Source organism: Enterococcus sp. AZ177 (assembly GCF_050544585.1).
In the GTDB taxonomy this organism is placed as follows: domain Bacteria; phylum Bacillota; class Bacilli; order Lactobacillales; family Enterococcaceae; genus Enterococcus_L; species Enterococcus_L plantarum.
Window position 1 is genome coordinate 1,115,226 of record NZ_CP172944.1, and the last position, 24,385, is coordinate 1,139,610.

Annotated in this window: 25 protein-coding genes, 1 tRNA gene, 1 pseudogene and 1 other annotated feature; of the genes and pseudogenes, 23 read left to right on the forward strand and 4 right to left on the reverse strand. The window is 35.9% G+C overall.

Annotated elements, in window-relative coordinates:
- Positions 1 to 77: 77 nt before the first annotated feature.
- On the reverse strand, positions 78 to 1,415 hold the full coding sequence (locus IGJ34_RS05435; RefSeq protein ID WP_206836148.1) for a Mur ligase family protein: 1,338 nt from the start codon (positions 1,413 to 1,415) through the stop codon (positions 78 to 80).
- A 375-nt stretch (positions 1,416 to 1,790) separates the two neighbouring features.
- Here IGJ34_RS05435 and IGJ34_RS05440 point away from each other — a divergent pair, with 375 nt between their 5' ends.
- Positions 1,791 to 3,065 (forward strand): NCS2 family permease, encoded by a 1,275-nt coding sequence (locus IGJ34_RS05440; RefSeq protein ID WP_430598305.1) that lies wholly within the window; start codon positions 1,791 to 1,793, stop codon positions 3,063 to 3,065.
- Between the two features lie 50 nt (positions 3,066 to 3,115).
- Here IGJ34_RS05440 and IGJ34_RS05445 read toward each other — a convergent pair whose 3' ends face one another.
- Positions 3,116 to 4,516 carry a TrkH family potassium uptake protein gene (locus tag IGJ34_RS05445; RefSeq protein WP_430598306.1) on the reverse strand — a complete coding sequence of 467 codons (1,401 nt, stop codon included), beginning with the start codon at positions 4,514 to 4,516 and terminating at the stop codon, positions 3,116 to 3,118.
- Positions 4,517 to 4,829: 313 nt separating this feature from the next.
- On the opposite strand from IGJ34_RS05445, the gene IGJ34_RS05450 reads away from it, so the two are divergent.
- From IGJ34_RS05450 to upp, 13 genes and pseudogenes are all read left to right on the forward strand, one after another.
- Positions 4,830 to 6,347: a flavocytochrome c gene (locus tag IGJ34_RS05450; RefSeq protein WP_430598307.1), complete on the forward strand. Its 1,518-nt coding sequence runs from the start codon at positions 4,830 to 4,832 to the stop codon at positions 6,345 to 6,347.
- A gap of 64 nt (positions 6,348 to 6,411) precedes the next feature.
- Positions 6,412 to 6,603 (forward strand): annotated as a pseudogene (locus tag IGJ34_RS05455) (hypothetical protein).
- Between the two features lie 714 nt (positions 6,604 to 7,317).
- Entirely contained in the window at positions 7,318 to 8,079 is a 762-nt protein-coding gene (locus IGJ34_RS05460; protein ID WP_430598308.1) for a tandem-type lipoprotein, read from the forward strand.
- Positions 8,072 to 8,647 carry a hypothetical protein gene (locus IGJ34_RS05465; protein ID WP_430598309.1) on the forward strand — a complete coding sequence of 192 codons (576 nt, stop codon included), beginning with the start codon at positions 8,072 to 8,074 and terminating at the stop codon, positions 8,645 to 8,647. Before IGJ34_RS05460 ends, IGJ34_RS05465 begins: the two co-directional genes overlap by 8 nt.
- Before the next feature lie 330 nt (positions 8,648 to 8,977).
- Entirely contained in the window at positions 8,978 to 9,325 is a 348-nt protein-coding gene (locus IGJ34_RS05470; protein ID WP_430598310.1) for a hypothetical protein, read from the forward strand.
- Between the two features lie 6 nt (positions 9,326 to 9,331).
- Positions 9,332 to 9,703, forward strand: coding sequence for a hypothetical protein (locus IGJ34_RS05475; RefSeq protein WP_430598311.1), 372 nt, complete (start codon positions 9,332 to 9,334; stop codon positions 9,701 to 9,703).
- A gap of 28 nt (positions 9,704 to 9,731) precedes the next feature.
- Complete coding sequence (locus tag IGJ34_RS05480) at positions 9,732 to 9,980, forward strand: hypothetical protein (protein ID WP_141706557.1); 249 nt, start codon at positions 9,732 to 9,734, stop codon at positions 9,978 to 9,980.
- A 283-nt stretch (positions 9,981 to 10,263) separates the two neighbouring features.
- Positions 10,264 to 10,857, forward strand: a complete 594-nt coding sequence (locus IGJ34_RS05485) for a thymidine kinase (protein WP_069654626.1) — start codon at positions 10,264 to 10,266, stop codon at positions 10,855 to 10,857.
- Between the two features lie 59 nt (positions 10,858 to 10,916).
- Positions 10,917 to 11,990 (forward strand): peptide chain release factor 1, encoded by a 1,074-nt coding sequence (gene prfA / locus IGJ34_RS05490; RefSeq protein WP_069654625.1) that lies wholly within the window; start codon positions 10,917 to 10,919, stop codon positions 11,988 to 11,990.
- Complete coding sequence (gene prmC, locus IGJ34_RS05495; RefSeq protein WP_069654624.1) at positions 11,983 to 12,834, forward strand: peptide chain release factor N(5)-glutamine methyltransferase; 852 nt, start codon at positions 11,983 to 11,985, stop codon at positions 12,832 to 12,834. Before prfA ends, prmC begins: the two co-directional genes overlap by 8 nt.
- Before the next feature lie 3 nt (positions 12,835 to 12,837).
- Complete coding sequence (locus IGJ34_RS05500; RefSeq protein ID WP_206837539.1) at positions 12,838 to 13,875, forward strand: L-threonylcarbamoyladenylate synthase; 1,038 nt, start codon at positions 12,838 to 12,840, stop codon at positions 13,873 to 13,875.
- A 55-nt stretch (positions 13,876 to 13,930) separates the two neighbouring features.
- The gene (gene glyA / locus IGJ34_RS05505; RefSeq protein WP_111248838.1) at positions 13,931 to 15,169 is read left to right on the forward strand and encodes a serine hydroxymethyltransferase; all 1,239 of its coding nucleotides are present in this window, start codon (positions 13,931 to 13,933) and stop codon (positions 15,167 to 15,169) included.
- A 79-nt stretch (positions 15,170 to 15,248) separates the two neighbouring features.
- The gene (upp, locus tag IGJ34_RS05510; protein WP_069645130.1) at positions 15,249 to 15,878 is read left to right on the forward strand and encodes a uracil phosphoribosyltransferase; all 630 of its coding nucleotides are present in this window, start codon (positions 15,249 to 15,251) and stop codon (positions 15,876 to 15,878) included.
- 75 nt (positions 15,879 to 15,953) lie between these two features.
- On the opposite strand, the gene IGJ34_RS05515 is transcribed toward upp, so the two are convergent.
- Positions 15,954 to 16,220: a hypothetical protein gene (locus tag IGJ34_RS05515; RefSeq protein ID WP_430598312.1), complete on the reverse strand. Its 267-nt coding sequence runs from the start codon at positions 16,218 to 16,220 to the stop codon at positions 15,954 to 15,956.
- A gap of 137 nt (positions 16,221 to 16,357) precedes the next feature.
- On the opposite strand from IGJ34_RS05515, the gene IGJ34_RS05520 reads away from it, so the two are divergent.
- Positions 16,358 to 16,430 (forward strand) — tRNA-Thr (locus IGJ34_RS05520).
- A gap of 143 nt (positions 16,431 to 16,573) precedes the next feature.
- Complete coding sequence (locus IGJ34_RS05525; RefSeq protein WP_069654620.1) at positions 16,574 to 16,759, forward strand: hypothetical protein; 186 nt, start codon at positions 16,574 to 16,576, stop codon at positions 16,757 to 16,759.
- Positions 16,760 to 16,898: 139 nt separating this feature from the next.
- Here the strand turns inward: IGJ34_RS05525 and IGJ34_RS05530 are convergent, their stop codons facing one another.
- Entirely contained in the window at positions 16,899 to 17,648 is a 750-nt protein-coding gene (locus tag IGJ34_RS05530) for a hypothetical protein (protein ID WP_069654619.1), read from the reverse strand.
- A gap of 236 nt (positions 17,649 to 17,884) precedes the next feature.
- On the opposite strand from IGJ34_RS05530, the gene IGJ34_RS05535 reads away from it, so the two are divergent.
- The 7 genes from IGJ34_RS05535 (at position 17,885) to sufC (ending at position 24,384) form a co-directional block, all read left to right on the forward strand.
- Positions 17,885 to 19,069 carry an FtsW/RodA/SpoVE family cell cycle protein gene (locus tag IGJ34_RS05535; RefSeq protein WP_069654618.1) on the forward strand — a complete coding sequence of 395 codons (1,185 nt, stop codon included), beginning with the start codon at positions 17,885 to 17,887 and terminating at the stop codon, positions 19,067 to 19,069.
- An 18-nt stretch (positions 19,070 to 19,087) separates the two neighbouring features.
- The gene (locus tag IGJ34_RS05540; protein WP_069654698.1) at positions 19,088 to 19,444 is read left to right on the forward strand and encodes an arsenate reductase family protein; all 357 of its coding nucleotides are present in this window, start codon (positions 19,088 to 19,090) and stop codon (positions 19,442 to 19,444) included.
- Positions 19,444 to 19,779 (forward strand): glycine cleavage system protein H, encoded by a 336-nt coding sequence (locus IGJ34_RS05545; protein WP_206836936.1) that lies wholly within the window; start codon positions 19,444 to 19,446, stop codon positions 19,777 to 19,779. The genes IGJ34_RS05540 and IGJ34_RS05545 overlap by 1 nt, the downstream gene beginning before the upstream one ends.
- 45 nt (positions 19,780 to 19,824) lie before the next feature.
- Positions 19,825 to 20,069 (forward strand) — a binding site (T-box leader).
- A 634-nt stretch (positions 20,070 to 20,703) separates the two neighbouring features.
- Positions 20,704 to 21,741 (forward strand): methionine ABC transporter ATP-binding protein, encoded by a 1,038-nt coding sequence (locus tag IGJ34_RS05550; RefSeq protein WP_430598313.1) that lies wholly within the window; start codon positions 20,704 to 20,706, stop codon positions 21,739 to 21,741.
- Between the two features lie 49 nt (positions 21,742 to 21,790).
- Positions 21,791 to 22,420 carry a methionine ABC transporter permease gene (locus IGJ34_RS05555; protein WP_181429516.1) on the forward strand — a complete coding sequence of 210 codons (630 nt, stop codon included), beginning with the start codon at positions 21,791 to 21,793 and terminating at the stop codon, positions 22,418 to 22,420.
- A gap of 35 nt (positions 22,421 to 22,455) precedes the next feature.
- Positions 22,456 to 23,307, forward strand: a complete 852-nt coding sequence (locus IGJ34_RS05560; RefSeq protein ID WP_069654615.1) for a MetQ/NlpA family ABC transporter substrate-binding protein — start codon at positions 22,456 to 22,458, stop codon at positions 23,305 to 23,307.
- Between the two features lie 306 nt (positions 23,308 to 23,613).
- Positions 23,614 to 24,384, forward strand: coding sequence for a Fe-S cluster assembly ATPase SufC (sufC, locus tag IGJ34_RS05565; protein ID WP_069654614.1), 771 nt, complete (start codon positions 23,614 to 23,616; stop codon positions 24,382 to 24,384).
- The last annotated feature ends 1 nt before the right edge of the window (position 24,385 follow it).

Below are 24,385 nucleotides of genomic sequence, written 5' to 3' on the forward strand. Positions count from 1 at the left end.
CAAGGTTTTGTCTTACGTAACCTCGTATTTGATTGACTATTTAATAGCGAAAGAATATAAGCTATTAAATAGTCTTTTTAGCTGGTAATATAGCCTTGTGCAGCCAACGATTTGCGCAATTGCAATACTGCTGTATACGTAGCTAAAATATATACATGTTCTGTCGGCAATTCTTTGATTGCTGTGATCACGTCGTCTAAGTTTGGAACTTCTTTTAATTTCTCTTCAGAAATACCTGCAACTTTTAGGCGTAAAGCCATATCTTGATGACGGTCACCACCTGCGATGACTTCAGGAATATTCATTTGGGCAAACGCCTCATGATCACCATCCCAGATCCAGCTAACATCGATTCCATCCGCATAATTTGCATTTAGTAAAGAGACAAGTGAGAAAGAGTAAGGTGCAAGAGCCATCATATCAATAACTTGATTTAAGCCCACAGGATTTTTAACTAAAATTAATGTACATAATTTACCTTCTATGTTGATTGTTTCTTGACGGCCAAAAACTTTTTCATCATAGCTTAGTCCAGCTCTGATTTTTTCAGGAGAAACACCGTAGTGTTCAGCAACAGAGGTCGCTGCTAAAGCATTATATACATTATACATACCGCCAACTGCGATGCTGTACTCTGCTCCATCGATTACGAAATCAGCAGAAGTATTATCCATCGCCACCATTTGCGTTAATTGTACGTCTAGCTCAGGGCGATGAAAACTACAATTAGGACAATAATATTTCCCGAGATTAGCGTAAGTAATCATTTTATAATGTAAAATATGGTGACACTTAGGACAAAGTAAGCCGTCCGTATTGTAATGAGCCATCTGTTCTTCATCTGCTTTGTGATTAAAGCCATAATATTTTCGCGGATTGATCGTTTCAACTGAATTGAAAATCGGTGAATCGCCATTACAAAGAATCGGTGCATTAGGAGCTGCAGCAGCACCATCAACGATTAATTTGTAGGTGGTGTAAATTTCACCGTAGCGATCCATTTGGTCTCGAAAAATATTGGTAAATAAAAATAATTTTGGTTCAATATACTTTGTGACGCGGCTTAAACTTGCTTCATCGATTTCGAGTACTGCAAATTTCTTTTTAGCCCCTTTATTTTTAGCAGATAAGAAGGTTGAAACGATTCCTTGCTCCATATTGGCACCAGTCGGATTGGTCAGTACGTGATCAAATTCTTGTCTTAAAATATTTACTGTTAAAGCAGTCGTCAATGTTTTTCCATTTGTACCCGTGACAACCACAATTTCATAATCTTTAGCTAAGGTATCCAAAATTTTTGGATCGATTTTTAATGCTAATTTTCCAGGGTAGCTACTCCCACCTTTGAAGAAAGTTTGTAATACCCATTGAGAAGTTTTACCAGCGGCGATTGCTACATGACTTCTGATTCCCATAAAGTGCCCTCCAATTTATATCAACTATCGTTATGCCATTCAATAATAAACTCAATCTATAATACCACAGTTGAAAAAAAAAATTAATTCCTTTTACTCTTTCTTACTATTATTAATTTTATACCGTTAGATGTACGACTGAGATGAGGAGAAACCATGAATCTTACAAAAAAGGATGTGAGATTAAATCGTTCTTCAAATTATGCTGATTACTGTATATATAAATGAAAAAGTTTTTCAAAAATTTTGAAGAGCGCTTACAATGTGGTATTCTTACATTGTCTTAATTTAAGTAAAAAATAATTTTATTACATAAAAGTTTTTTATTTAGAATTAGCAGAACCTAGGCCGTTTTTTATTAGGAGGATGATTTTCATGTTTTATTGGAAAAAACTTAAAAAAGAAGATATAAAACGAGAAGTCTTAGCAGGAACAACATCATTTTTCGCTATTTCTTATATTATTATGGTGAATACAGTGATTTTAGCGGAGGCTGGATTGCCAAAAGAATTAACGATTTTCGGTACGATATTTATTTCGATTCTCGGCTCTATTTTGATTGGACTTGTGGCAGATGCTCCAATTGTTTTAACTACGGGGATGGGGGTCAATTCATTTTTTACGTATACATTGGTTCTTTCCTTAGGTTTGACTTGGCAGCAGGCATTAGCCGTTAGTTTTTGTGCAGGTATTGTCTATTTACTAGTTGCGTTTACCAAGTTAAGTAAATTGTTTGCAGAAGTTGTGCCTGAATCATTGAAAACGGGTATCACTGTAGGAATTGGATTTTTTCTTGTATTGATTGGACTGGAAAAAGGCCATTTGATAGTAAGAGGAGAACATACCTTTTTACAACTAGCCCCTTTAGATAACGGTTTAACCTTATTGACTTTATTTTCATTGATCTTGACTGTGATTCTTTTTATAAAAGGCGTGCAAGGAAGTTTTTTTATTGGGATAGTTGTAGTGACAATCAGTGCAAATTTCTTCGGAATGGTACAACCTGTAGAACATTTTTCATTGAGTGGGATAGGGAACTATTCTCGCATATTTTTACAATTAGATTTCAGTGCATTTTTTTCTAAAAGCTTTTTATTGGGCGTCTTTGCCTTATCCATGATTTTAATCTTTGAGTCAATGGGCTTACTGAAAGGGTTGATGCCAGATGCGGATGAAAAGAAATATTTACGTGCCTATCGTGTCACAGGGTTTATCACATTATTATCCAGTATTTTGGGAACAAGCCCCACAGTAGCCGCCGCTGAGAGTGCAACAGGTATTGAGGAGGGGGGAGAAACTGGGATCACCTCGATTACGAGTGGTATTTGTTTTCTTCTTGCTTTACTAGCACTGCCTTTACTTTCATATATTCCCGATTCGGCATTAGCACCAGCAATTATCATAACAGGATTCTTGATGATCCAACAAATCAAGACTGTACATTTTAGCGATTTTAGTGACTACTTTCCTGCGATACTTATGATCGTACTGATTCCTTTTACAATGAATATTTCTGATGGAATGGCATTTGGATTTGTAGCATATCCTCTGACGAAATGGGTTGGGGGGAAAAAATCGGAACTCTCTTTACCAATGTGGTTGATTTCAGGCTTATTCTTACTCTATTTGATTGTTAATGTGTTGATTTAAGCGAAAAAAACCTTGCTCAACCCATCAGAAGTGATGTCGAGCAAGGTTTTTTAACCAATAATAATTTTTTCAGAGGGATACTCATAACCAATATCTCGTGTTTCTTTTGGTACAAATAACATCAATGTATACAGCATGCCGATACGCCCGATAAACATCAAAAGTGCAATCATCACCTTACCGACCGTTGTTAAATCTGAAGTAATGCCCAAAGACAATCCAGTCGTACCAAAAGCTGAAGAAACTTCAACAATAATTGCAATCAATGGATGATCCTCAGTAGCAGTTAAAAATAAAACGGCAAAGAAACACATGATCATTGAAAGCATAAAGACAACGATTGATTTCTTAACATCATCGTCATCGATTCGTCGTCCAAACACATTGATTTTATCTTCACTTTTCAAAAAGGCGTACAAGTACAAGCCGATAATAGCAACGGTCGTCGTTCGAATCCCGCCACCAACAGAACTGGGACTACAACCGATAAACATCAGTAAAGAAAAAACAATTAATGTCGTAATCTGAAAATCACCTAAGTCATTGATCTGCAAACCTGCATTTCGTGTGGTCATAGAATAAAACATAGAAGTAATCCAACGCTGAATTTCTCCCATCCCTACAAATAAATGGTCTTTCTCTAATAAATAAATCAAAATCGTTCCACCCACAAACAAAATCACAAACGCCAATAATGCAATCTTGCTAAATAATGAAAAGCGGAAAGGTAAACCACGTTTTTTCTTTTTAAAAAATAACCACTCACGAACTTCCATCAGTACTGGAAAACCAATCCCGCCAACAAAAATCAAAAACATGATCAAAATCAAGAATAAATAATCGTTAGCAAAAGGCATAATCGAATCACCAGTCACATCAAAGCCAGAGTTGGTCACAGCTGAAATCGATTGGTAAAAACCGAAGAAAATAGCTTTTGACCAGGTTGTATAATAGCCAGAAAAATAAAAATAAATAGAGAAAAATGTACCAAAAATTAGTTGGAACCATAAAATGATTGTAAACGTGATGCGAATTAACCGAACAATGCCACTTAACTTAGGCTGATTCATATCAGTCATGATCAATTGCCGCTGTTTTAAAGAAATCCTGCGTTTTGAAAGGATAATAAATGCTGTGGAAATCATCATGATCCCTAGTCCACCAACTTGAAATAACACTTCCAATAGCAATACACCACGGTCATTAAAAACGGAGTCAATATCAAAGGTAGACAACCCCGTAACACTCACTGTACTAATCGCCATAAAGAGCATATCAATGAAACCAACTTGAGAGCCTGGTTCTCTAAAAAATGGTAAACAAAATAATAAGTAAGAAACGACGGTCATAATAATATAATATGAAACAATGATTTGGATAGATGATAAATTATTAGAAATAAAACGCCTTCCTTTGCGCTGTGCCAGCCATAAAAGCCGAAATCGATTCATAATGGACCTCCTGAACATCGTTAAAACAAGTATAGCAGAAAATAAATGATGGGCAAACAAAGAATAAATGCTTAGAAGAAATAAGAAATTGATTAAAAAAAATAAGAATCTAGCACAAATGAACAAGAACATGCTATTTTAATTGTGATAGAAGTAACATTGTTTTGTTTCTTATTTTTTTAAAAGGAGTGAAATAAGTTGCACCAGCTACTTTTTTCTTGAAATGAATGTGAATTAAATCACATTTTAGCGGCTTTTTCTATAATGAAATAATCAGGGTTGATTGGATAAAATTTACCGAGGTGGGGAAAAAATGAAAAAAGTCATCATAAGTTTACTATCGTTGAGTTTGTTTGCTGGAATTGCTGTGGGCTGTACTAGTGATCAAGAAAAAACAGCGAAGAAAAGGAAAGAATCTAAAGAAAGCACAGAAGTTACTTCTGGAGCATCGGCCAATGGTTATACGGATTTAAGCGAATTGAAGGATCAATATGATATCGTGATCATTGGTGCTGGGGGAGCGGGTATGACTGCGGCATTACAAGCCAAAGAAGCGGGAATGAATCCAGCAATTCTAGAAAAAATGCCCGTTGCGGGTGGAAATACAATCAAGTCGTCTTCAGGTATGAATGCATCAGAAACAAAATACCAAAAAGTCGAAGGGATCACAGATAGTAATGATAAATTTTTTGAAGAAACACTAAAAGGCGGAAAAGGGACGAACGACAAAGAATTATTACGCTTTTTTGTAGACCATTCAGCCGATGCAATTGATTGGTTAGATACAAAAGGCATCGAACTTAGCAACCTGACAATCACTGGTGGAATGAGCGAAAAGCGTACACATCGTCCAGCAGATGGTTCTGCAATTGGTGGTTACTTAGTGGATGGACTTGTTCGGAATGTCAAAGAAGAAAAAGTTCCGTTATTCGTCAATGCAAATGTCACTGAAATCACTGAAAAAGATGGTCAAGTGAACGGTGTCAAAGTGAAATTAAATGACAAAGAAACAAAAGAAATCAAATCAAATGCGGTAATCGTCACAACAGGTGGATTTGGTGCAAATAAAGAAATGCTTGAAAAATACGATCCCAAATTAAAAGATTACGTAACGACAAATCAAGAAGGTACAACTGGTGATGGAATCAAGATGATCGAAAAACTTGGTGGTGCCACAGTGGATATGCAAGAAATTCAAATCCATCCAACCGTGCAACAAGACAAATCATTTTTGATTGGTGAAGTAGTTCGCGGTGAAGGAGCTATTCTAGCATCGCAAGAAGGAACGCGTTTTGTTAATGAAATGGATACCCGTGATAAAGTTTCTGCTGCTATTACTGCGTTACCAGAAAAATCAGCTTACTTAGTCTTTGACCAAGGTGTTCGTGATCGAGCGAAAGCAATCGATTTTTATAATGAACAAGGTTTTGTAGTCGAAGGAAAAACAATCGAAGAATTAGCCAAAAAAATCGATATGCCTGAAGCAAAACTAAAAGAAACCGTAGAACAATGGAACAAAGAGGTTCAAACGAAATCGGATACTCAATACAATCGTACAACAGGAATGGATCATGATTTATCAACTGGACCATTTTACGCAATCAAAATCGCACCAGGAATCCATCATACAATGGGTGGTGTGAAAATCAATACGAAGACAGAAGTCTTAAAAGAAGATGGTGCTCCAATCAAAGGCTTGTATGCCGCTGGTGAAGTAACTGGTGGGTTACATGGTGCAAACCGTATCGGCGGAAACGCTGTGGCGGACATCATCATTTTTGGACGTCAATCTGGAACAGAAGCTGCAAATTTTGTTGCTACTCAAAAATAAAATAAACTTAGAAAACCAATAGATCGAACGTTTTCATTTATCTATTGGTTTAGAATAATCAAACGTGAGGTTGGGACAGAAGTGTTTAACTCCGAGAAATAAGAAGGAATTTACGAAAATTGCTCTTCAAATTTTTGCGACCAAGTAGGTACTGTGCAACATCAACTTGTTCCTTGTTGTGTTTTACAGCAATTTCGGCTTATTTCCGAAGGAGTTGCTTCTGCGCCCACCGTTTATTCGGTTACTAAGAGCCTGAAACATACCCTTTTTAGTTATGTCCCAGGCTCATCTTTTTTTTACAAGAGTAAAAAGAGAACCTAGTGCAGTAGTACACAGCGATTCTAAACAAGTTATAATAATTCGTGATAATGACAATAAAAAACGTAAAAACAGTTAAATGATTTTAATTGGATAATAAGTAGTGAAATAAGTCATATTTATAAAACTAGAAAGGAATTAAAGAATGGAAGTTAAAATAGTAAGTCTATTTCTGGGAATGTATCGCGTTCATCAGTAAACTTACAAGCACATTAAATAGCGTCGATATTTCTACGAGTGTTGCGAAAAGAACGAATGTGATTGGAAACAGAATAGAAAAATTTTCTTAGCTAATAAAGTAATAACATTGGGAGAATTAAATTACAGTGTACATTAATAGTCAACGCTAATAGTTAAATTAGATGATGCCAAATACACATGATGATTTTAATGCTAACCAATTAGATATTGATAATGCTACACTAGCATTGCAACAGGCAATTAATAATTTAGTTTAATATAATAATACTAAGTAGAGGGATAGTAAGCTAAAAGCATACTATCTCTTTTTTTTATCAATAAATCAGTAACATTATTTAAAATTAAATAACGAAAATGTAATATATAACTATCTATTTCATCTTACTTTTGGTAAAATAAATATTGATTAAGGTGTAAATAAATTTCATCCTGTTTAGGAGGAGAAAATATTTTGAAAAAATTATATTTATTTATAGGAGGACTAATGATAATGAGTGGATTAACTGGATGTGAAACAAAAAATAAAGCAGAAATTGAACAAAGTTTTGATAAGGTATTAGCAATGTATCCAACACCAAATCTAGAAAGTTTCTACGATATGGAAGGCTATCGAGATAATGAGTTTGATAAGGATGATAAGGGGGTTTGGGTGTTAAATTCTGACTTTTCAATGAGTAAAACAGAAGAAGGAGATTTATTTACAGAAGGTATGTTACTAAGAATCAATAGAAATACAAGAAAAGCAAAAGGATTTTATTATACTAGAAAGACTTCTAATGATTTAAGTAAGCCTATTGAGAAAGAAAAGTATCCAGTTATATATGATGATAGTGGTTTTCATTTATTAGGAGATGTACAAGGAGAAGAAATTAAAAAGAAGGTTGAAAAATTTAAGTTCTTTGTTCAGTATGGAAACTTTGATATATTAGATAAATATAAAAATATAAAAAAAATGTATAATCCAGAAGTTCCAATGTATGAATTAGAATATCAATTAACAAATGAAGATTCCAATGTCCAAGCATTGAGAAGCAAATATGATATTGTTACAGATAAATCACCTATGTTATTGTTGAAAGGGACTGGGGACTTAGAAGGTAACTCGGTTGGTTATAAACAGTTAGAATTTAGATTTGATAAAAAATTAAGCATATTTTTCACAGATTCTATTGATTTTCAACCTCTATCTGAGGAGGATTTAGTAAGTGAGTAAATATGAAGTCAAAGATAAAGGTATAAAAAAAGATAGTGAGGCAACCAGTGCGGTATCAACAATTTCTTATGAAGTAGAAAATGCATTAGTTAATAATATACCTTTAAAAGAGGTTCAAGGGCAAATTGATACATTACAAGAAAAGGGGAAATTCCCTTCTAACCTTCAATTAGTAGATGCATTCTACGACCCTAAAACAAGTTCAAGTGGCGTAGCGTTTTTGGATAACAACACAGGAAAAGTTGTAGTTGGCTTTACTGGTACTAACCTTGACAATGGTATATTAGAAAGCGCAAAAGACATAGGTCAATGGGTGAATATAGCATTTAAAGGAGATGGCCCTTCCTCGGCATATTTTGATGCTAGTAACAAGTTTATGAACGATTTAAAAGCAAATGGTTATGATATTGATACAGTTACAGGGCACTCTTTAGGTGGAAGAAATGGAACTATTATGGGTATGGAACACAATATACCGAATATTATACTTTATAATTCAGCTCCATTGATGAATTTATTAGGAAATTTAAAGAAGTCAAATCAACAAGAATTATCCGATTTATTTTGACGATATAGTGGAAATATTATTTATTTTGTATCTGAAAATGACCCATTAAATAAAGCTGCGAGTGGAGTTCCTGGAAGTATCTATCCAGGAAAAATTATCATCATAAAAAACGGAAAAGAGCATGACATTACTGGTTTTTTAACAAAGGAAGAACAGGATTTTATTCGTCAACATACCCTTGATTTAAATAAAATTTATGTTGCTCAAAAAAAGGTTCAAACTGATACAACAAAAAAACTAATTGGACTGGAATTACTCCGAGCAAAATTTCTAAAAAGTGGTGGAGGATTATCTGCTTCAGAAGAAATTTATTTAGATGCGTCCGAAGCATTGATTTTAACACAAGGAATGAGTAAAACCCTTCAAATAGAAATAGATGATATTAAAAAAATATATCGGGAAGCAAAGAAAGATTCAGATAAGTTATGGACAGACACTGTAAAAACAGCCGACTCCATAGGCTCAACATTACATCAAGGAGAAGTATTAGATTCTTTAAATGGTGGTGGTGCAACAGAGCCAATTGTTCGAATAGAACCAAAAGAAGAATATGAACAAAAAATATCAGAATTATCTTTGATACAACAAGAATACCATGAATTAATTGGTCAAATACAATCATCCATAAATAAACAAGTAGAAACAGACCAAGAGTTAGCGAGACAAATAGGGGGATAACCTCTCATGGAGAGAACATATGTAAATAAATTAACAGAGTTAGAATCAGAGTATGAAAAGAACCAAAGAAAGATTGAAGAAGAGTTAGAAGAAGCCTTTTATGAAAAGCAAAAATTTGGTCGTACGTTAGAAAATCTTTCAGAAAATTATCGCTATCATTATCAGCAAGCTGAATACAGTGAACCAATAAATATGAGCAGAGTTTATCATTTATTAGAACAATGTAAAGATGATGGGGATAGGGTTGTTAATCAAACAATGAAAGAATTAGAAAATAAACAAGAAGAAAATACGATTCATTATAAGAATCAAACTCGATTAATAGAAGATGAACTTACTCTTTTAAAAGAGAAGGAGAGAAAAAAAGAAAATGAGTAGTGAAAAAATGAAACTGGAGTTAAAAAGATTGCGAAAAGAATTGGAAAAAGCTTTGATACGAGGCATGGTTGCTCCGCCATGTGTTCAAACGGCAGAAACGAAAAAGCAACTGGTTAAAAGTATGGGACAAGCTCGAGTAGAACGATTAAAAAGTAGTAGTGCAAACTATATTTCAAACTTTCAGTCTTCCGCAAAAGGTGCATGGGTAACAAAAGCAAAGACAACATTTGAGAATACTTCTAAAAAACTAACAACTATTACAGCAGAGGGAAAATGATGGGCTTCCAAAGTTCATCATTTTTTGTATGTTCTGTTAATCTATGGAGCGTTTTAAAAGTTTGAATAAATTTTGCCAAATTGAATTTTAAAACTCTAAAAACTATTCTGGTAGCGTTAAGGTCTGTTTAAAATAACAGAACAAACAATTTAGGATGATATCAAAAATGGAAATTCCTGACAAAAAACCCCCTTGCTACATAAGCCTTAAATTTACCACTGTAAAAAACTTCGATTTTATAGTAAAATACGAGAGGAACTAAACGAGAGGTGACGACGAAGGAATGGCACAATTATTTTTTAAATATGGCGCAATGAACAGTGGGAAAACCATTGAGATCTTAAAAGTAGCACACAACTATGAAGAACAAGACAAGCCTGTTGTGATCATGACAAGTGGACTTGATACTAGAGATGGCGTAGGTGTCGTTTCAAGCCGTATTGGCCTTAGAAGAGAAGCCATTCCCATTTTTAAAGAAACAAATGTTTATGAATTAATCCAAAAGCTAGAGTATAAACCTTACTGTATATTAGTAGACGAATCTCAATTTCTAGGAAAACAACATGTGATTGAATTTGCTAGAGTGGTAGATGAACTTAATATTCCTGTTATGGCTTTCGGTTTGAAGAATGATTTCCGTAATGAACTATTTGAAGGCTCAAAATATTTGATGCTATATGCTGACAAATTAGAAGAACTCAAAACAATCTGCTGGTTCTGCCACAAAAAAGCCACAATGAATTTACATTACATTGATGGTCGACCCGTTTACGAAGGAACCCAAGTTCAAATTGGAGGCAACGAAGCCTATTATCCAGTGTGTCGAAATCACTATTTTCATCCGCCAATTGACGGTGAACAAGTAGCAAATAAGTAACTCCGTAAAAAAGAGGAAAAATAAAAAACAGTGACTTAACGAAAAAGGAGCAACCAACTATGTACGATCAGTTACAATCAATCGAAGATCGCTATGAAGAGCTAGGCGAATTATTAAGCGACCCAGAAGTGATTAGTGATACGAAACGCTTTATGCAATTATCTAAAGAGGAAGCGAATACTCGCGAAACAGTAGACGTTTATCGCCGCTATAAACAAGTAGTAGAAGGAATCAGCGACACAGAAGAACTGTTAGGCGAAAAATTAGATGCTGAAATGGCAGAAATGGCGAAAGAAGAACTATCAGAATTAAAAAAAGAAAAAGACGTTCTTGAAGAACGAATCAAAATTTTACTATTGCCGACAGATCCAAATGACGATAAGAATATCATTATGGAGATCCGTGGTGCAGCAGGTGGAGATGAAGCAGCTTTATTTGCAGGAGATCTATTCGGGATGTACCAAAAATATGCGGAATCTCAAGGCTGGAAGACAGATGTCTTGGAAGCTAGCATCACTGGGATTGGCGGATATAAAGAAGTAATCATGATGATTTCAGGAGACAATGTCTTCTCTAAATTAAAATACGAAAGCGGCGCACACCGTGTGCAACGTGTTCCTTCAACAGAATCTCAAGGCCGTATTCATACATCTACTGCAACAGTCGTTGTATTACCAGAAGCAGAAGAAGTAGAATTGGATCTTGCGGATAAAGATATCCGTACCGATATCTACCATGCAAGTGGAGCCGGTGGTCAGCACGTCAATAAGACAGCTTCTGCCGTTCGTTTGACCCATATTCCAACAGGAATTGCTGTAGCGATGCAAGATGAACGTTCACAAATCAAAAACCGTGAGAAAGCGATGAAAATTTTACGTGCGAGAGTCTATGACCAAATGCAGCAAGAAGCACAAAGCGAATACGATGCGAATCGTAAATCCGCTGTTGGTACTGGAGATCGTTCTGAACGAATTCGTACTTATAATTTTCCGCAAAACCGTGTGACCGATCACCGTATTGGGTTAACGATTCAAAAACTAGATCAAATTTTAGCTGGAAAATTAGATGAAATCGTCGATGCTTTAGTGTTATACGATCAAACATCAAAATTAGAAGAGATGCAAAATGGGTAACCGTTATTTTGAAGTCCTTGAACGGGCTTCTTCTTTTTTAGAAAAACATGGGAAAGAAGGATACAGTATCCTCTTTGTTTTTCTAGAAAGAAAGGGGTGGACGAAGACGGATTGGCTACTCCATTTAAAAGATGAAATAACATGTGCAGATGAACAACAAATCAATGAGGACTTGAAGCAACTAGCTAATAATTATCCGCCACAGTATCTATTGGGTTACGGTGATTTTTATGAACAACGTTTTCTAGTCAACGAGCATACCTTGATTCCTAGACCTGAAACCGAAGAATTAGTAGACCGTTGTTTAAAAGAAAATCCCAACCAATCTCTAACTGTTGTTGATGTAGGGACTGGGACGGGGGCGATTGCAATCAGTTTAAAATTAGCTCGTCCAAACTGGCAAGTGACAGCCATCGATATTTCCGAAGAAGCATTGAAAGTCGCAAAGAAAAATGCACAACAACTAGAGGCTGAAATTGAGTTTATTCACGGCGATGCGCTAAAACCGATAAAAAACAAAAGGATTGATATCTTGATTTCAAATCCTCCCTATATTAGTAATGCTGAATGGGCATTAATGGATGAAAGCGTTCGGACATACGAACCAAAAACAGCATTATTTGCGGAAAATGATGGATTAGCTATTTATCAGCGATTAGCTGACGAAGCAAAAGATAAACTGAATCCAGAAGGAAAAATTTATTTGGAAATCGGTTTTCAGCAAGGAGAGGCCGTTAAAGAACTTTTCCAGCAAGCATTCCCTCAAAAACAAGTAGAAGTTGCCCAAGACTTATCAGGAAATGATCGAATGGTGATTGTTTCAACTAAAAAAGAGGAGGGATAAAAAGTGGAAACAAAACAATTTACAACAGACGAAATTGGTGAAGCAGCAGAGTTGATCCGTCAAGGAGAACTGATAGCTTTCCCGACTGAAACAGTATATGGACTTGGCGCAAACGCTTTGGATGAACAGGCAGTAAAGCAAGTGTACACTGTAAAAGGACGACCTAGCGACAATCCTTTGATTGTACATGTCAGTGATTTTGAAATGGTCACACACTATGTGACGGATTTTCCTAAACATACAAAGGCACTTGTCGATGCTTTTTGGCCTGGTCCTTTGACCTTGATTTTCGATGTGAAACCTACTACGTTTTCTACTACAGTTACGGGTGGTTTAAATACGGTTGCTTTTCGGATGCCTAATAATCTGAAAACAATTGAATTGATAAAAGAAGCAAATGTTCCTTTGGTTGGGCCAAGTGCAAATACTTCTGGCAAACCTAGCCCAACAACCGCGAAGCATGTCTACCATGATTTACATGGTAAGATCGCTGGTATTTTAGATGATGGACCAACACAAATTGGAGTAGAATCAACCGTTCTAGATTTGACTACAAAAAATGGAGTTCCCGTCGTATTAAGGCCAGGTGCTATTACGAAAGAGCAGTTGGAACAGGTAGTAGGAAAAGTGACGTTGGATCAGCATTTAATCACTGAAAAGGAAGCTCCTAAGGCGCCAGGAATGAAGTATAAGCATTATTCTCCTGATGTTCCAGTCTGGATCATAGACGGCGATAAAGATGTATTTGACAAAGCGATCAATTGGGCCAAAAGTAAAAATCAACGAATCGGGCTATTTGCAAGTGATCGTATCACATCAGCATTTTCAACTGAGGTAACAGCTATTTTTTCTTTTGGGGAAGATACAGTGGAACAAGGGACTAAACTGTTATTTGCTGGTCTCAGAAGTTTAGATGAACAGAATATCGATGTTATTTTTGCCCAAGCTTTCCCAGAATCAGAGTTAGGGATCGCTTATATGAATCGTCTAAAAAAAGCAGCAAATCAAAAAATATTGAAAATTGATTCTATTTTCGAGTAGAGAGCTTTTAAGTATGATACAATCGGTACAAACAAATGAAATGGAGGCTTGTTTAATGGATTATAAAACAGTTGATCCGGATTTATGGGATGCTATTGAAAAAGAGAACGAACGTCAAGAAAACAACTTGGAGCTGATTGCATCGGAGAACGTTGTTTCGAAAGGTGTGATGGCTGCGCAAGGAAGTATTCTTACAAACAAATATGCGGAGGGATATCCTGGCAAACGCTATTATGGTGGCTGTGAATTCATTGATATCGTTGAAGACTTAGCAATTGATCGTGCGAAAGAATTATTTGGAGCTAAATTCGCAAATGTACAACCACATTCTGGGTCACAAGCGAATACAGCCGCTTATCTTTCATTGATCGAACCAGGCGATACTGTTTTAGGGATGGATTTGTCTGCGGGAGGACATTTAACTCATGGATCACCAGTAAACTTTAGTGGCAAAACGTATAACTTTGTAAGTTACGGCGTTGATCCAACAACAGAAGTAATCGATTATAATGTCGTGCGTATTTTGGCACGTGAGCATCAACCAAAATTGATCGTAGCGGGTGCCAGCGCGTATTCTCGTACCATCGACTTCGAAAAATTCCGTGAAATTGCGGATGAAATTGGTGCAAAATTAATGGTAGATATGGCGCATATTGCAGGACTTGTAGCAGCTGGTTTACATCCAAATCCAGTTCCTTTTGCAGATATCACAACATCAACAACACATAAAACATTACGTGGGCCTCGTGGTGGGCTTATTTTAACTAATAATGAAGAGTTAGCGAAAAAAATCAATAGCAATATCTTCCCTGGTATTCAGGGCGGACCATTAGAACACGTGATTGCTGGTAAAGCAGTTGCTTTTAAAGAAGCATTAGATATTACCTTTAAAGAATACAGTGAACAAGTGATCGAAAATGCGAAAGCGATGACGAAAGTTATCAATCAAACACCTGAAGCGCGTTTAGTAAGCGGATCAACTGATAATCATTTGTTATTGATCGATGTTAGTGGTTTTGGTTTAAATGGAAAAGAAGCAGAAGCGATTCTAGACAGTGTGAATATTACAGCGAACAAAAATTCAATTCCATTTGAACAGCTTAGTCCATTTAAAACGAGTGGTATTCGGATTGGTACTCCTGCGATCACAACTCGAGGCTTCAAAGAGGATGATTGTGTTGAAGTCGCAAAATTGATCGTTAAAGTGTTAAAAAATCATGAGAATGAAACGACTCTTTCTGAAGTTCGGGCTGCAGTTAGTGAGCTTACAAAAAAATATCCACTTTATAAGTAAAAGATTCGAGTGATTGACTAGTCAATCGCTCGATTTTGTTTTACAATAGGAAGGAATAAATTATTGAAGGAGAATGAGCATGGGAAAATTCCAAGTTATTGATCATCCACTGATCCAACACAAATTAACAATCATTAGAGATAAAGATTGTGGAACAAAGGTTTTTCGTGAAGTCGTGAATGAAATTGCAATGCTAATGGCATACGAAGTTTCAAGAGATATGCCGTTAGAAGACGTTGTGATCGAGACACCGATCTGTGAAACAACACAAAAAACATTATCTGGTAAAAAGGTTGCAATCGTGCCGATTTTACGTGCAGGTATTGGAATGGTAGATGGTATTTTGGAATTGATTCCAGCAGCGAAGGTTGGACATATCGGGTTATACCGTGATCATGATACATTAGAACCAGTTGAATACTTTGTGAAGATGCCAGAAGATATTGACGCACGTCAATTATTTGTAGTGGATCCAATGCTTGCTACAGGCGGATCAGCAATCATGGCAATTGATGCGTTGAAAGCACGCGGCGGTAGCAATATTAAATTTGTTTGTCTAGTCGCAGCGCCAGAAGGTGTGAAAGCATTACAAGAAGCACATCCTGATATCGATATTTATACTGCAGCATTAGATGAGTATCTAGATAAAGATGGCTACATCGTTCCAGGTCTTGGCGATGCTGGTGACCGTTTGTTTGGAACCAAATAAGTAAACGACAAAATAGCTGAGTAGAGAGATGAACTCTCTCTACTCAGCTATTTTTTTAATTAAAAAATCCATCCACTAATAATGGATGGAAGAGTCTATACTTTTTGTAATTTTTTGTAATTTTTTGTAATTGATGACAATCACACCATTACTTTTGACCATTAAATCAGTGTTATCAGATTTCTCATCAATTTCCACTACAGCAGAATTATTTAATTGTTTCGTGATAATCCCAGTCTGTGGTTGACCATGCATCAAGAAAGTGACCTGAGTATCAACAGTGAATAAATCCCCTTCAGAAGAAGGCTCAACAGGACGATTAAAGTTACCGAAATTAGACATTCAAAAAAACTTCCTTTCTTAACTTCTTTTATTATACCACATTTAAAGAAAAATTTCAGAAAACTAAATTTATTTAAAAAAAGACAGGTTTTTGTCTTTACAAAAAATAAGTTTAGTTCTATAATTTTCATTGTATTGCCAGCTTAGCTCAGTCGGTAGAGCAACGCACTCGTAACGCGTAGGTCGTAGGTTCGATTCCTACAGCTGGCATAAAATAAAGGCTCAACATCTTGTTAATTAAAGATGTTGAGCCTTTTTATAAAGAAGTGTAATAAATTCGTAGATAATCTTTGTATATTTGCAAAAATAAGCCTACACTTAAATAAGAAGTAAGTATATAGGAGGAATGCATCATGTCAGAAAATGTTGATAAAATCACTAAATTAGTCAATGAAGCAAAGAAAAAAGTCGAACGCTTAGAAGACAAACGTCAAGAAAATCTTGGGAACTCTATCAATTACATTGAAAATGAACTGCAGATCCAACGTTTGTATGCGCAAATCGAAGCTTATGAAGAAGTCTTAGATTTTGTAGAATAATTTGATTCTCGTAATAACTTAGTAGACTATATAAAGGGTGAATTTGAATAGGAGTCTGGGACAGAAGCATTTAATCCCACACCCCTATTTTTTTCATTTAAATTCAATAGAAATACTATTTCATTTACGTATATTCTCACTAGTTGCTTTCATCATAAAGAATGAATTTTCTTCGATTAATTAAATCAGTAGCGCCTAAAACTTCATTTGTTTTGTCATATCGGAATGTGATATAAGGAATCTGCTTTTTATCTGGATATAATGTACTGGCCGTTTTATCTTGAATTAGAAAGCCGATTGTATCCATATATTTCTTCTTCATACCATTACGTTCATACTTTACATCTAAAGGTACTGTTACTAGCAAGCTCCGATAACTATGATATTTTTTGTCAATATTGATAATCATACTTTCAGAAGAAGCAATAATTTCTTCTAATAGTGCAGGCATTGTAGCGTTGATTTCTTCTTCTATCAACCTATTTTCTTCCTGTTTAGCTACGAATTTACTATAATCAACGTTAACTTGGTATTGAATCTTTTCTTTTTCTTTATAAGTTGAAAAAGAAACATCTGTTGTAGGTGCCTGTCCATTTATAAAAATATTTTTCCAAATAAATGAACCGTCTTTCTCAATTTTGAGCACACCTCGTGGTTCTTGTAAACTGAGGCCATTCTTATTTTGGATGATACTAGCAGAAAAACTGCTGTATTTGGCTTTTCCAGTAAGTTGAAATTGGCCATTTTCATCTGATTCAATCGTATCTTTGTCGAGCGTGATCCAAGGTTCATCTGAATCTTGAGATTTGTTTTCTTTATCAGTAGGCTTCCCACAGCCACCAAGTGATAATAGAAGCAGACTAATTCCCAACACGTAAATCTTTTTCAACGTTATTCATCTCCTTTAAATGTTATTATATAGTTTTGCTGAGGAACAATGCAATGTATAACTAAATTGATATTTATGCGTTTATTGAACGTCACATTTGTCAAAATAAAAAAATACAATTATAACGACTCAATTTGTACTTTAAAGTTTTTCAAAAATCATCAAGACTATACTTTCTTTTCTTCCTATAGAAAGTTATAATAAAAGGCGTATGATTTAAGGAAAAGGGATGACGAATGAATAAAAATAAACTAATGCGTAATTTAGATAATAGAATCGATTATGGTGTGATCTTACCGGTATTCCTTCTTTCAATCATCGGAATACTGTCACTTTATGTAGCATTGAGCAATGATCCAAATCGACCAGAAATCGGCAATATGCTCATGAAGCAAGGATTATGGTATTTGGTTGGTGGTGTTAGTATTGTGATCGTCATGCATTTCAGTTCTAAGCTCCTCTGGCGATTGACCCCGGTGTTTTATGTGATTGGGTTGATCATGATGGGTTTGCTTCTAAAATTTTATGATCCGTATCTAGAGGCGCAAACAGGCTCTAAAAACTGGATCAGTATTGGCGGAACGACTTTTCAACCTTCGGAATTAATGAAGGTAGCATTCATTTTGATGCTGGCTTATGTAGTGACGATGCACAATGTGAAGAATGTCAATCGGACAGTAAAATCTGATTTTTGGCTGATTGGCAAAATGTTGTTGGTTACGATGCCGGTGATTATCTTGATTTTACTCCAAGATGATTTTGGGACGATGCTAGTCTTTCTAGCCATTTTTGGCGGAGTATTTCTGATGTCGGGAATTTCTTGGAAAATTATCTTGCCGACTTTTTTGGCCGCGTTACTAGTTGGAGCAGGAACGATTTACTTAGTAACGACAACAACTGGACGGGAATTTCTTTATTCTGTTGGATTTAAACCGTATCAGTTTGATCGAATCGATTTATGGATGAATCCTTTCCATCATGATCCAGACCGTTCATTCCAGCCAGCTTTAGCAATCACTGCAATTGGTTCTGGCGGTTTACTTGGCAAAGGATTTAATGTCAGTGATGTTTATGTACCGGTTAGAGAGTCAGATATGATTTTTACTGTTGTAGGTGAGAACTTTGGTTTCATTGGCGGTTGCTTTATTATTTTGCTCTACTTTATCTTGATTTATCGCATGATTCGTGTGTGTTTTGACACAAATAATGAATTTTACGCCTACATTGCAACTGGAATCATCATGATGATTCTATTCCACGTATTTGAAAATATAGGAGCGAATATCGGACTTCTACCATTAACAGGGATTCCGTTACCATTTATTAGCCAAGGTGGTTCCTCGATTTTAGGAAATATGTTAGGTGTAGGATTGATTATGTCAATGAAATATCAAAAAGAAGCAACGATTGAAGACTATTAAATGAAAGAAGGCGTTGAAATGTACACATTTTTCTGGTATCCAAAATGTTCGACTTGTAAGAAAGCAAAAGCTTGGTTAGATCAACAGCAGGTAAAATACGAAACGATTGATATGATCGAACATCCACCTACAGCTAAACAAATAGCAAGTTGGATGGAACAAAGTGATTTACCAGTCCGCCGTTTCTTTAATACAAGCGGTATTCGTTATAGAGAACAAGGACTGAAAGATAAAGTCAATGACTTTTCAATCAAAGAAGCAAGTGAATTACTGGCAACCGATGGTATGTTGATCAAACGCCCGATTTTTGTTAAAGGAGATCAATTTTTAGCAAACGGGTTTAAAGAATCTGACTATGAAGGAGCTATTGACTAATGGCTGAAGAATTGAAAATAATCGATAGTTTATGGGTTTTAAAAACAGATGCTGGCTATAAGATTGGTTTAACGAATGAAGCACAAGAAGACCTAGGAAACATCACTTTTGCAACAATGCCTAAAGTTGGTCAATCGTTGGAAAAAGGGGATTCGCTGATTGAATTGGAAGCTGAAAAAGCTGTCAGTGAATTTAGTAGTCCCATTAGCGGAACGATCGCAGCGATTAATGAAGCAGCTGCGCAAGACCCTAGTGTGTTAGATGATGCAGAACAAAAAAATGCCTGGATTGCTATTCTCACGGACATTGATGAATCAGAATTAACCCAAGTATAATAATTGACAAGCTATTTGTATATTGCTATAATTTCATCAATAAAAGTAAAAGCTTTGAAAAGAAGAGTACATGTCAAACGTGTTTGAAGAGAGCCTTGATTGCTGAAAATAGGCAACATAGTTGAGATGGAAGATGGTCTTTGAGCGGAATAAGTGAGCAGATGTGAACTTATTACGGGAGTGCCCGTTATAGCACGACAGTATACGAGTTCAAGTACTGTATAAGGCTATTATTGTGAAATAATAGTAAATCAAGGTGGTAACACGAAAGACAAGCTTTCGTCCTTATGTCAGATTAATGACAGGGACGGAGGCTTTTTATTGTGAATCACTACGACTGGCTTTGCCAGAGTAGATGATGAACAATACTTGGCGAACGAAGTGAGAGAAGTTTCCTTACTAGTGAATCACCATCAAGTTACTACGTCAAAAAAGGTAGACGAGTGTCACAAGAAGTAAGCGTACCAGAGTAGATGATGAACAATACTTGGCGAACGAAGTGAGAGAAGTTTCCTTACTAGTGAATCACCATCAAGTTACTACGTCAAAAAAGGTAGACGAGTGTCACAAGAAGTAAGCGTACCAGAGTAGATGATGAACAATACTTGGCGAACGAAGTGAGAGAAGTTCCCTTACTAGTGAATCACCATCAAGTTACTACGTCAAAAAAGGTAGACGAGTGGTACAAGAAGTAAGCGTACCAGAGTAGATGATGAACAATACTTGGCGAACGAAGTGAGAGAAGTTTCCTTACTAGTGAATCACCATCAAGTTACTACGTCAAAAAAGGTAGACGAGTGGCACAAGAAGTAAGCGTGCCCAATGAAAAATAAGATAATTAATCTGTCTATTATTTCACAACACAGCGCAAAGCATGTAGTATAATAAAAAAGAAGCAAAACCAAAGAAAGCGGAGGGGAAAAAATGCCTCTAATTGAATTACAACACGTAAAAAAAGAATTTTCTGGTAAAAGTGGACAAGTAACAGCTGTGAGTGATGTTTCATTGACAGTCGATCGAGGAGATATTTATGGCATCGTCGGCTATTCTGGTGCCGGTAAAAGTACATTGGTTCGTTTATTAAACGGTTTAGAATTGCCAACGCAAGGTGAAGTCGTTGTCCAAGGGCAAAATATTGCACAAATGGCGAACCGTGAACTACGTCAATTTCGAAAAAAAATTGGGATGATCTTTCAACATTTTAATTTATTATGGTCAAGAACGATTCTAGAAAACATCATGCTCCCTTTAGAACTTGCCAATGTTCCAAAGAACGTGAGAAAAGAACGGGCCCAGGAACTTTTAAGTTTAGTTGGATTAGAAGGTCGTGGGGATGCTTACCCAAGCCAATTATCTGGTGGGCAAAAGCAGCGTGTAGGGATTGCTAGAGCGTTAGCGAATAATCCTGAAATCTTGCTTTGTGACGAAGCAACGAGTGCACTAGATCCGCAAACGACGGATGAAGTATTGGATCTACTGTTAGAAATCAACAAAACATTGAATTTAACGATTGTATTGATTACCCACGAGATGCATGTGATTCGCAAGATTTGCAATAAAGTTGCCGTGATGGAATTAGGACAAATTGTAGAAGAAGGTGACGTTTTAGAAGTCTTTAGAGATCCTAAACAAGCTGTTACAAAACGCTTTGTCCAACAAGAATTAGAACCTAAAGAAGACACAGAGGAGTTATTACAAGAGCTGATTCAGGAAAATCCAGCGGGACTTGTAGCGACACTTCAATTCAGTGGAGACAATGCAAATGAGCCGGTCATTTCACAAGCAATTCGAAAGTTTGCTGTAGATATCAATGTGGTTCAAGGACAAGTGCAACAGGCTAAAGAAGGTGCATTTGGCACACTTACAGTCATGATCACTGGGTCATCGATTGAAGTAGAAAAAGCAGTAACGTTCTTCAAAGAAAAAGAAGTAGGTTTGGAGGTGATTCACCGTGGCGAATGAAACATTTGTAGAGAAGTATTTAAATTTTAGTCGGGTGAATCCAGAATCAATGAAACAAGCCGCAATTGATACATTATTCATGACGATTGTTGCGATGATTTTTGTTATTATTATTGGATTTTTGTTAGGGCTATTACTGTATAGCTTAAGTCGTAATAAATCACCATATGCAAAGGTATGTTACAGCATTTTGTCAGTTGTTAGTAATATTTTTCGATCGATTCCGTATATTGTTTTGATTATCTTATTGATGGATTTCTCAAGAAAACTAGTTGGGACAGGAATCGGCGCAACAGCAGCAATTCCTTCATTAATCGTATCAGCAGCACCATTTTATGCTCGCTTAGTTGAAATTGCGTTTCGTGAAGTTGACAGTGGGGTGTTGGAAGCGGCAGATGCAATGGGTGCTTCTAGAATCCAAAAAATCTTTAAAGTACTCATTCCCGAAAGTACCCCAGCACTACTATCTGGTGTGACGCTTACAACAATTACGATGATTGGTTTTACTGCAATGGCGGGAATCATTGGCGGTGGTGGACTTGGTGGCTTAGCATATCAAGAAGGGTTCAGCCGTAACAATAATACCGTTACGTTGATAGCTACTGTTTTAATCTTAGTTATTGTGTTTATCATTCAATTTGTCGGTGATCAATTAGTGAAACGTTCTGACAAACGATAAACAATCAAAATAGAAAACAATTGGAGGAAGTAAATATGAAAAAGAAATTATTCGGTTTAGCAACATTAGCAGTTGTGGCGTTTGGCTTAGTCGCTTGTGGTGGATCAAAAGACAAAACAGATGATAGTCAATCAGCTGGATCTGAAAAAGAATCTTCTGTTCTAAAAGTTGGCGCATCTGCTTCCCCCCATGCAGAAATTTTAGAACAAGTAAAACCCATTCTTAAGAAAGAAGGCATTGATTTAGAAATCGTTCAATTCGATGATTATATTTTGCCAAATAAAAACCTAGCTGAAGGCGATATCGATGCAAATTACTTCCAACATATCCCTTACTTTAATTTACAAGTTAAAGAAAACAACTATGATTTCGCAAATGCTGGTGGTATTCATATCGAGCCAATGGGTCTTTATTCAAAACGAATCAAAGATATCAAAGACTTAAAAGAGGGGGCAACAGTCATTACCTCAAATTCAGAATCTGACTGGGGTCGTATCATTACAATTTTACAAGATGCTGATTTAGTAACGGTCAAAGATGGGGTTGATTTAGAAACAGCAACGTTTGAAGATATCGATAAAAATCCTAAAAACTTGAAGTTTATCCATAATATCAATCCAGAAGTTCTAACAACAACATATAATAATGACGAAGCAGATCTTGTCGCAATCAATGCAAACTTTGCATATAGTGCAGGTTTAAACCCTTTGAAAGATTCAGTGTTACTTGAAAAAGATAACTCACCCTATGTAAATATTGTGGCTGTTCGTTCAGAAGACAAAGATAGTGATAAAATCAAAAAATTAGTAGATGCATTGCACAGTAAAGAAGTTCAAGATTGGATTCTTAAAAAATGGGATGGATCAGTAAAACCAGTAAATAAATAAAAATGAAATCTGAAACAAGTGCTTAAACTGCTTGTTTCAGATTTTTTGTTCGAGTTGAAATAATATCGAAATGAAATAGATTTTTTGTTCAATTTTGTGGCTGTTTTCATGTAAAAAGGAAAAAAGTAATTTTTAATGAAAGTATAGATAGCCATTTTAGAAAGATTCTAATTAAGTCTATTTTTTCACAAAGAAAAGCTAGACTAAATAAGAATTATTCTAGTAAAGAGATTGCTTATCATTCTCAATTAGGATAAAATGAATGAGAACGATAAAACAATAATTTTAAGTTGGAGGGAATTGTACATGTCCGTTTTAGAAATTAAAAATTTGCACGTATCAATCGAAGATAAAAAGATTTTAAAAGGGGTTAACCTGACCATGAAAACAGGTGAAATCCACGCAATCATGGGGCCAAACGGAACAGGTAAATCAACCTTATCTGCTGCGATCATGGGAAATCCTAATTATGAAGTCACAGAAGGCGAAATCTTGTTTGATGGCGAAAATGTATTAGATCTTGAAGTGGACGAACGTGCCCGTCTAGGATTATTCCTTGCAATGCAATACCCAAGTGAAATTCCAGGAATCACAAATGCTGAATTTATGCGTGCCGCAATCAATGCTAAACGTGATGAAGACGATAAAATTTCAGTAATGGAATTCATCAAAAAATTAGACAAAAAAATGGACCTTTTAAATATGCCAGAAGAAATGGCTGAACGTTACTTAAACGAAGGCTTCTCTGGTGGAGAAAAGAAACGGAACGAAATCCTACAATTATTGATGTTAGAACCAACATTTGCAATCTTAGATGAAATCGATTCTGGTTTAGATATCGATGCGTTGAAAGTTGTCTCAAAAGGCGTAAACGAAATGCGTGGCGAGAACTTTGGCGCTTTGATCATCACTCACTACCAACGTCTATTGAACTACATCACACCTGATGTGGTGCATATCATGATGGAAGGCCGTGTCGTGAAAACTGGCGGTGCTGAACTTGCGAAACGTTTAGAAGCAGAAGGCTATGCTGGCATCAGCCAAGAATTAGGTATCGAATACAAAGAAGAAGCATAAG

Excerpts from the sequence above, each read along its gene's own strand:
- IGJ34_RS05435 (WP_206836148.1), bottom strand. The coding sequence starts at position 1,415 with ATGGGAATCAGAAGTCATGTAGCAATCGCCGCTGGTAAAACTTCTCAA.
- IGJ34_RS05440 (WP_430598305.1), top strand. The coding sequence starts at position 1,791 with ATGTTTTATTGGAAAAAACTTAAAAAAGAAGATATAAAACGAGAAGTC.
- IGJ34_RS05445 (WP_430598306.1), bottom strand. The coding sequence starts at position 4,516 with ATGAATCGATTTCGGCTTTTATGGCTGGCACAGCGCAAAGGAAGGCGT.
- IGJ34_RS05450 (WP_430598307.1), top strand. The coding sequence starts at position 4,830 with ATGAAAAAAGTCATCATAAGTTTACTATCGTTGAGTTTGTTTGCTGGA.
- IGJ34_RS05475 (WP_430598311.1), top strand. The coding sequence starts at position 9,332 with ATGGAGAGAACATATGTAAATAAATTAACAGAGTTAGAATCAGAGTAT.
- IGJ34_RS05485 (WP_069654626.1), top strand. The coding sequence starts at position 10,264 with ATGGCACAATTATTTTTTAAATATGGCGCAATGAACAGTGGGAAAACC.
- prfA (WP_069654625.1), top strand. The coding sequence starts at position 10,917 with ATGTACGATCAGTTACAATCAATCGAAGATCGCTATGAAGAGCTAGGC.
- prmC (WP_069654624.1), top strand. The coding sequence starts at position 11,983 with ATGGGTAACCGTTATTTTGAAGTCCTTGAACGGGCTTCTTCTTTTTTA.
- glyA (WP_111248838.1), top strand. The coding sequence starts at position 13,931 with ATGGATTATAAAACAGTTGATCCGGATTTATGGGATGCTATTGAAAAA.
- upp (WP_069645130.1), top strand. The coding sequence starts at position 15,249 with ATGGGAAAATTCCAAGTTATTGATCATCCACTGATCCAACACAAATTA.
- IGJ34_RS05515 (WP_430598312.1), bottom strand. The coding sequence starts at position 16,220 with ATGTCTAATTTCGGTAACTTTAATCGTCCTGTTGAGCCTTCTTCTGAA.
- IGJ34_RS05525 (WP_069654620.1), top strand. The coding sequence starts at position 16,574 with ATGTCAGAAAATGTTGATAAAATCACTAAATTAGTCAATGAAGCAAAG.
- IGJ34_RS05535 (WP_069654618.1), top strand. The coding sequence starts at position 17,885 with ATGAATAAAAATAAACTAATGCGTAATTTAGATAATAGAATCGATTAT.
- IGJ34_RS05540 (WP_069654698.1), top strand. The coding sequence starts at position 19,088 with ATGTACACATTTTTCTGGTATCCAAAATGTTCGACTTGTAAGAAAGCA.
- IGJ34_RS05545 (WP_206836936.1), top strand. The coding sequence starts at position 19,444 with ATGGCTGAAGAATTGAAAATAATCGATAGTTTATGGGTTTTAAAAACA.
- IGJ34_RS05550 (WP_430598313.1), top strand. The coding sequence starts at position 20,704 with ATGCCTCTAATTGAATTACAACACGTAAAAAAAGAATTTTCTGGTAAA.
- IGJ34_RS05555 (WP_181429516.1), top strand. The coding sequence starts at position 21,791 with ATGAAACAAGCCGCAATTGATACATTATTCATGACGATTGTTGCGATG.
- IGJ34_RS05560 (WP_069654615.1), top strand. The coding sequence starts at position 22,456 with ATGAAAAAGAAATTATTCGGTTTAGCAACATTAGCAGTTGTGGCGTTT.
- sufC (WP_069654614.1), top strand. The coding sequence starts at position 23,614 with ATGTCCGTTTTAGAAATTAAAAATTTGCACGTATCAATCGAAGATAAA.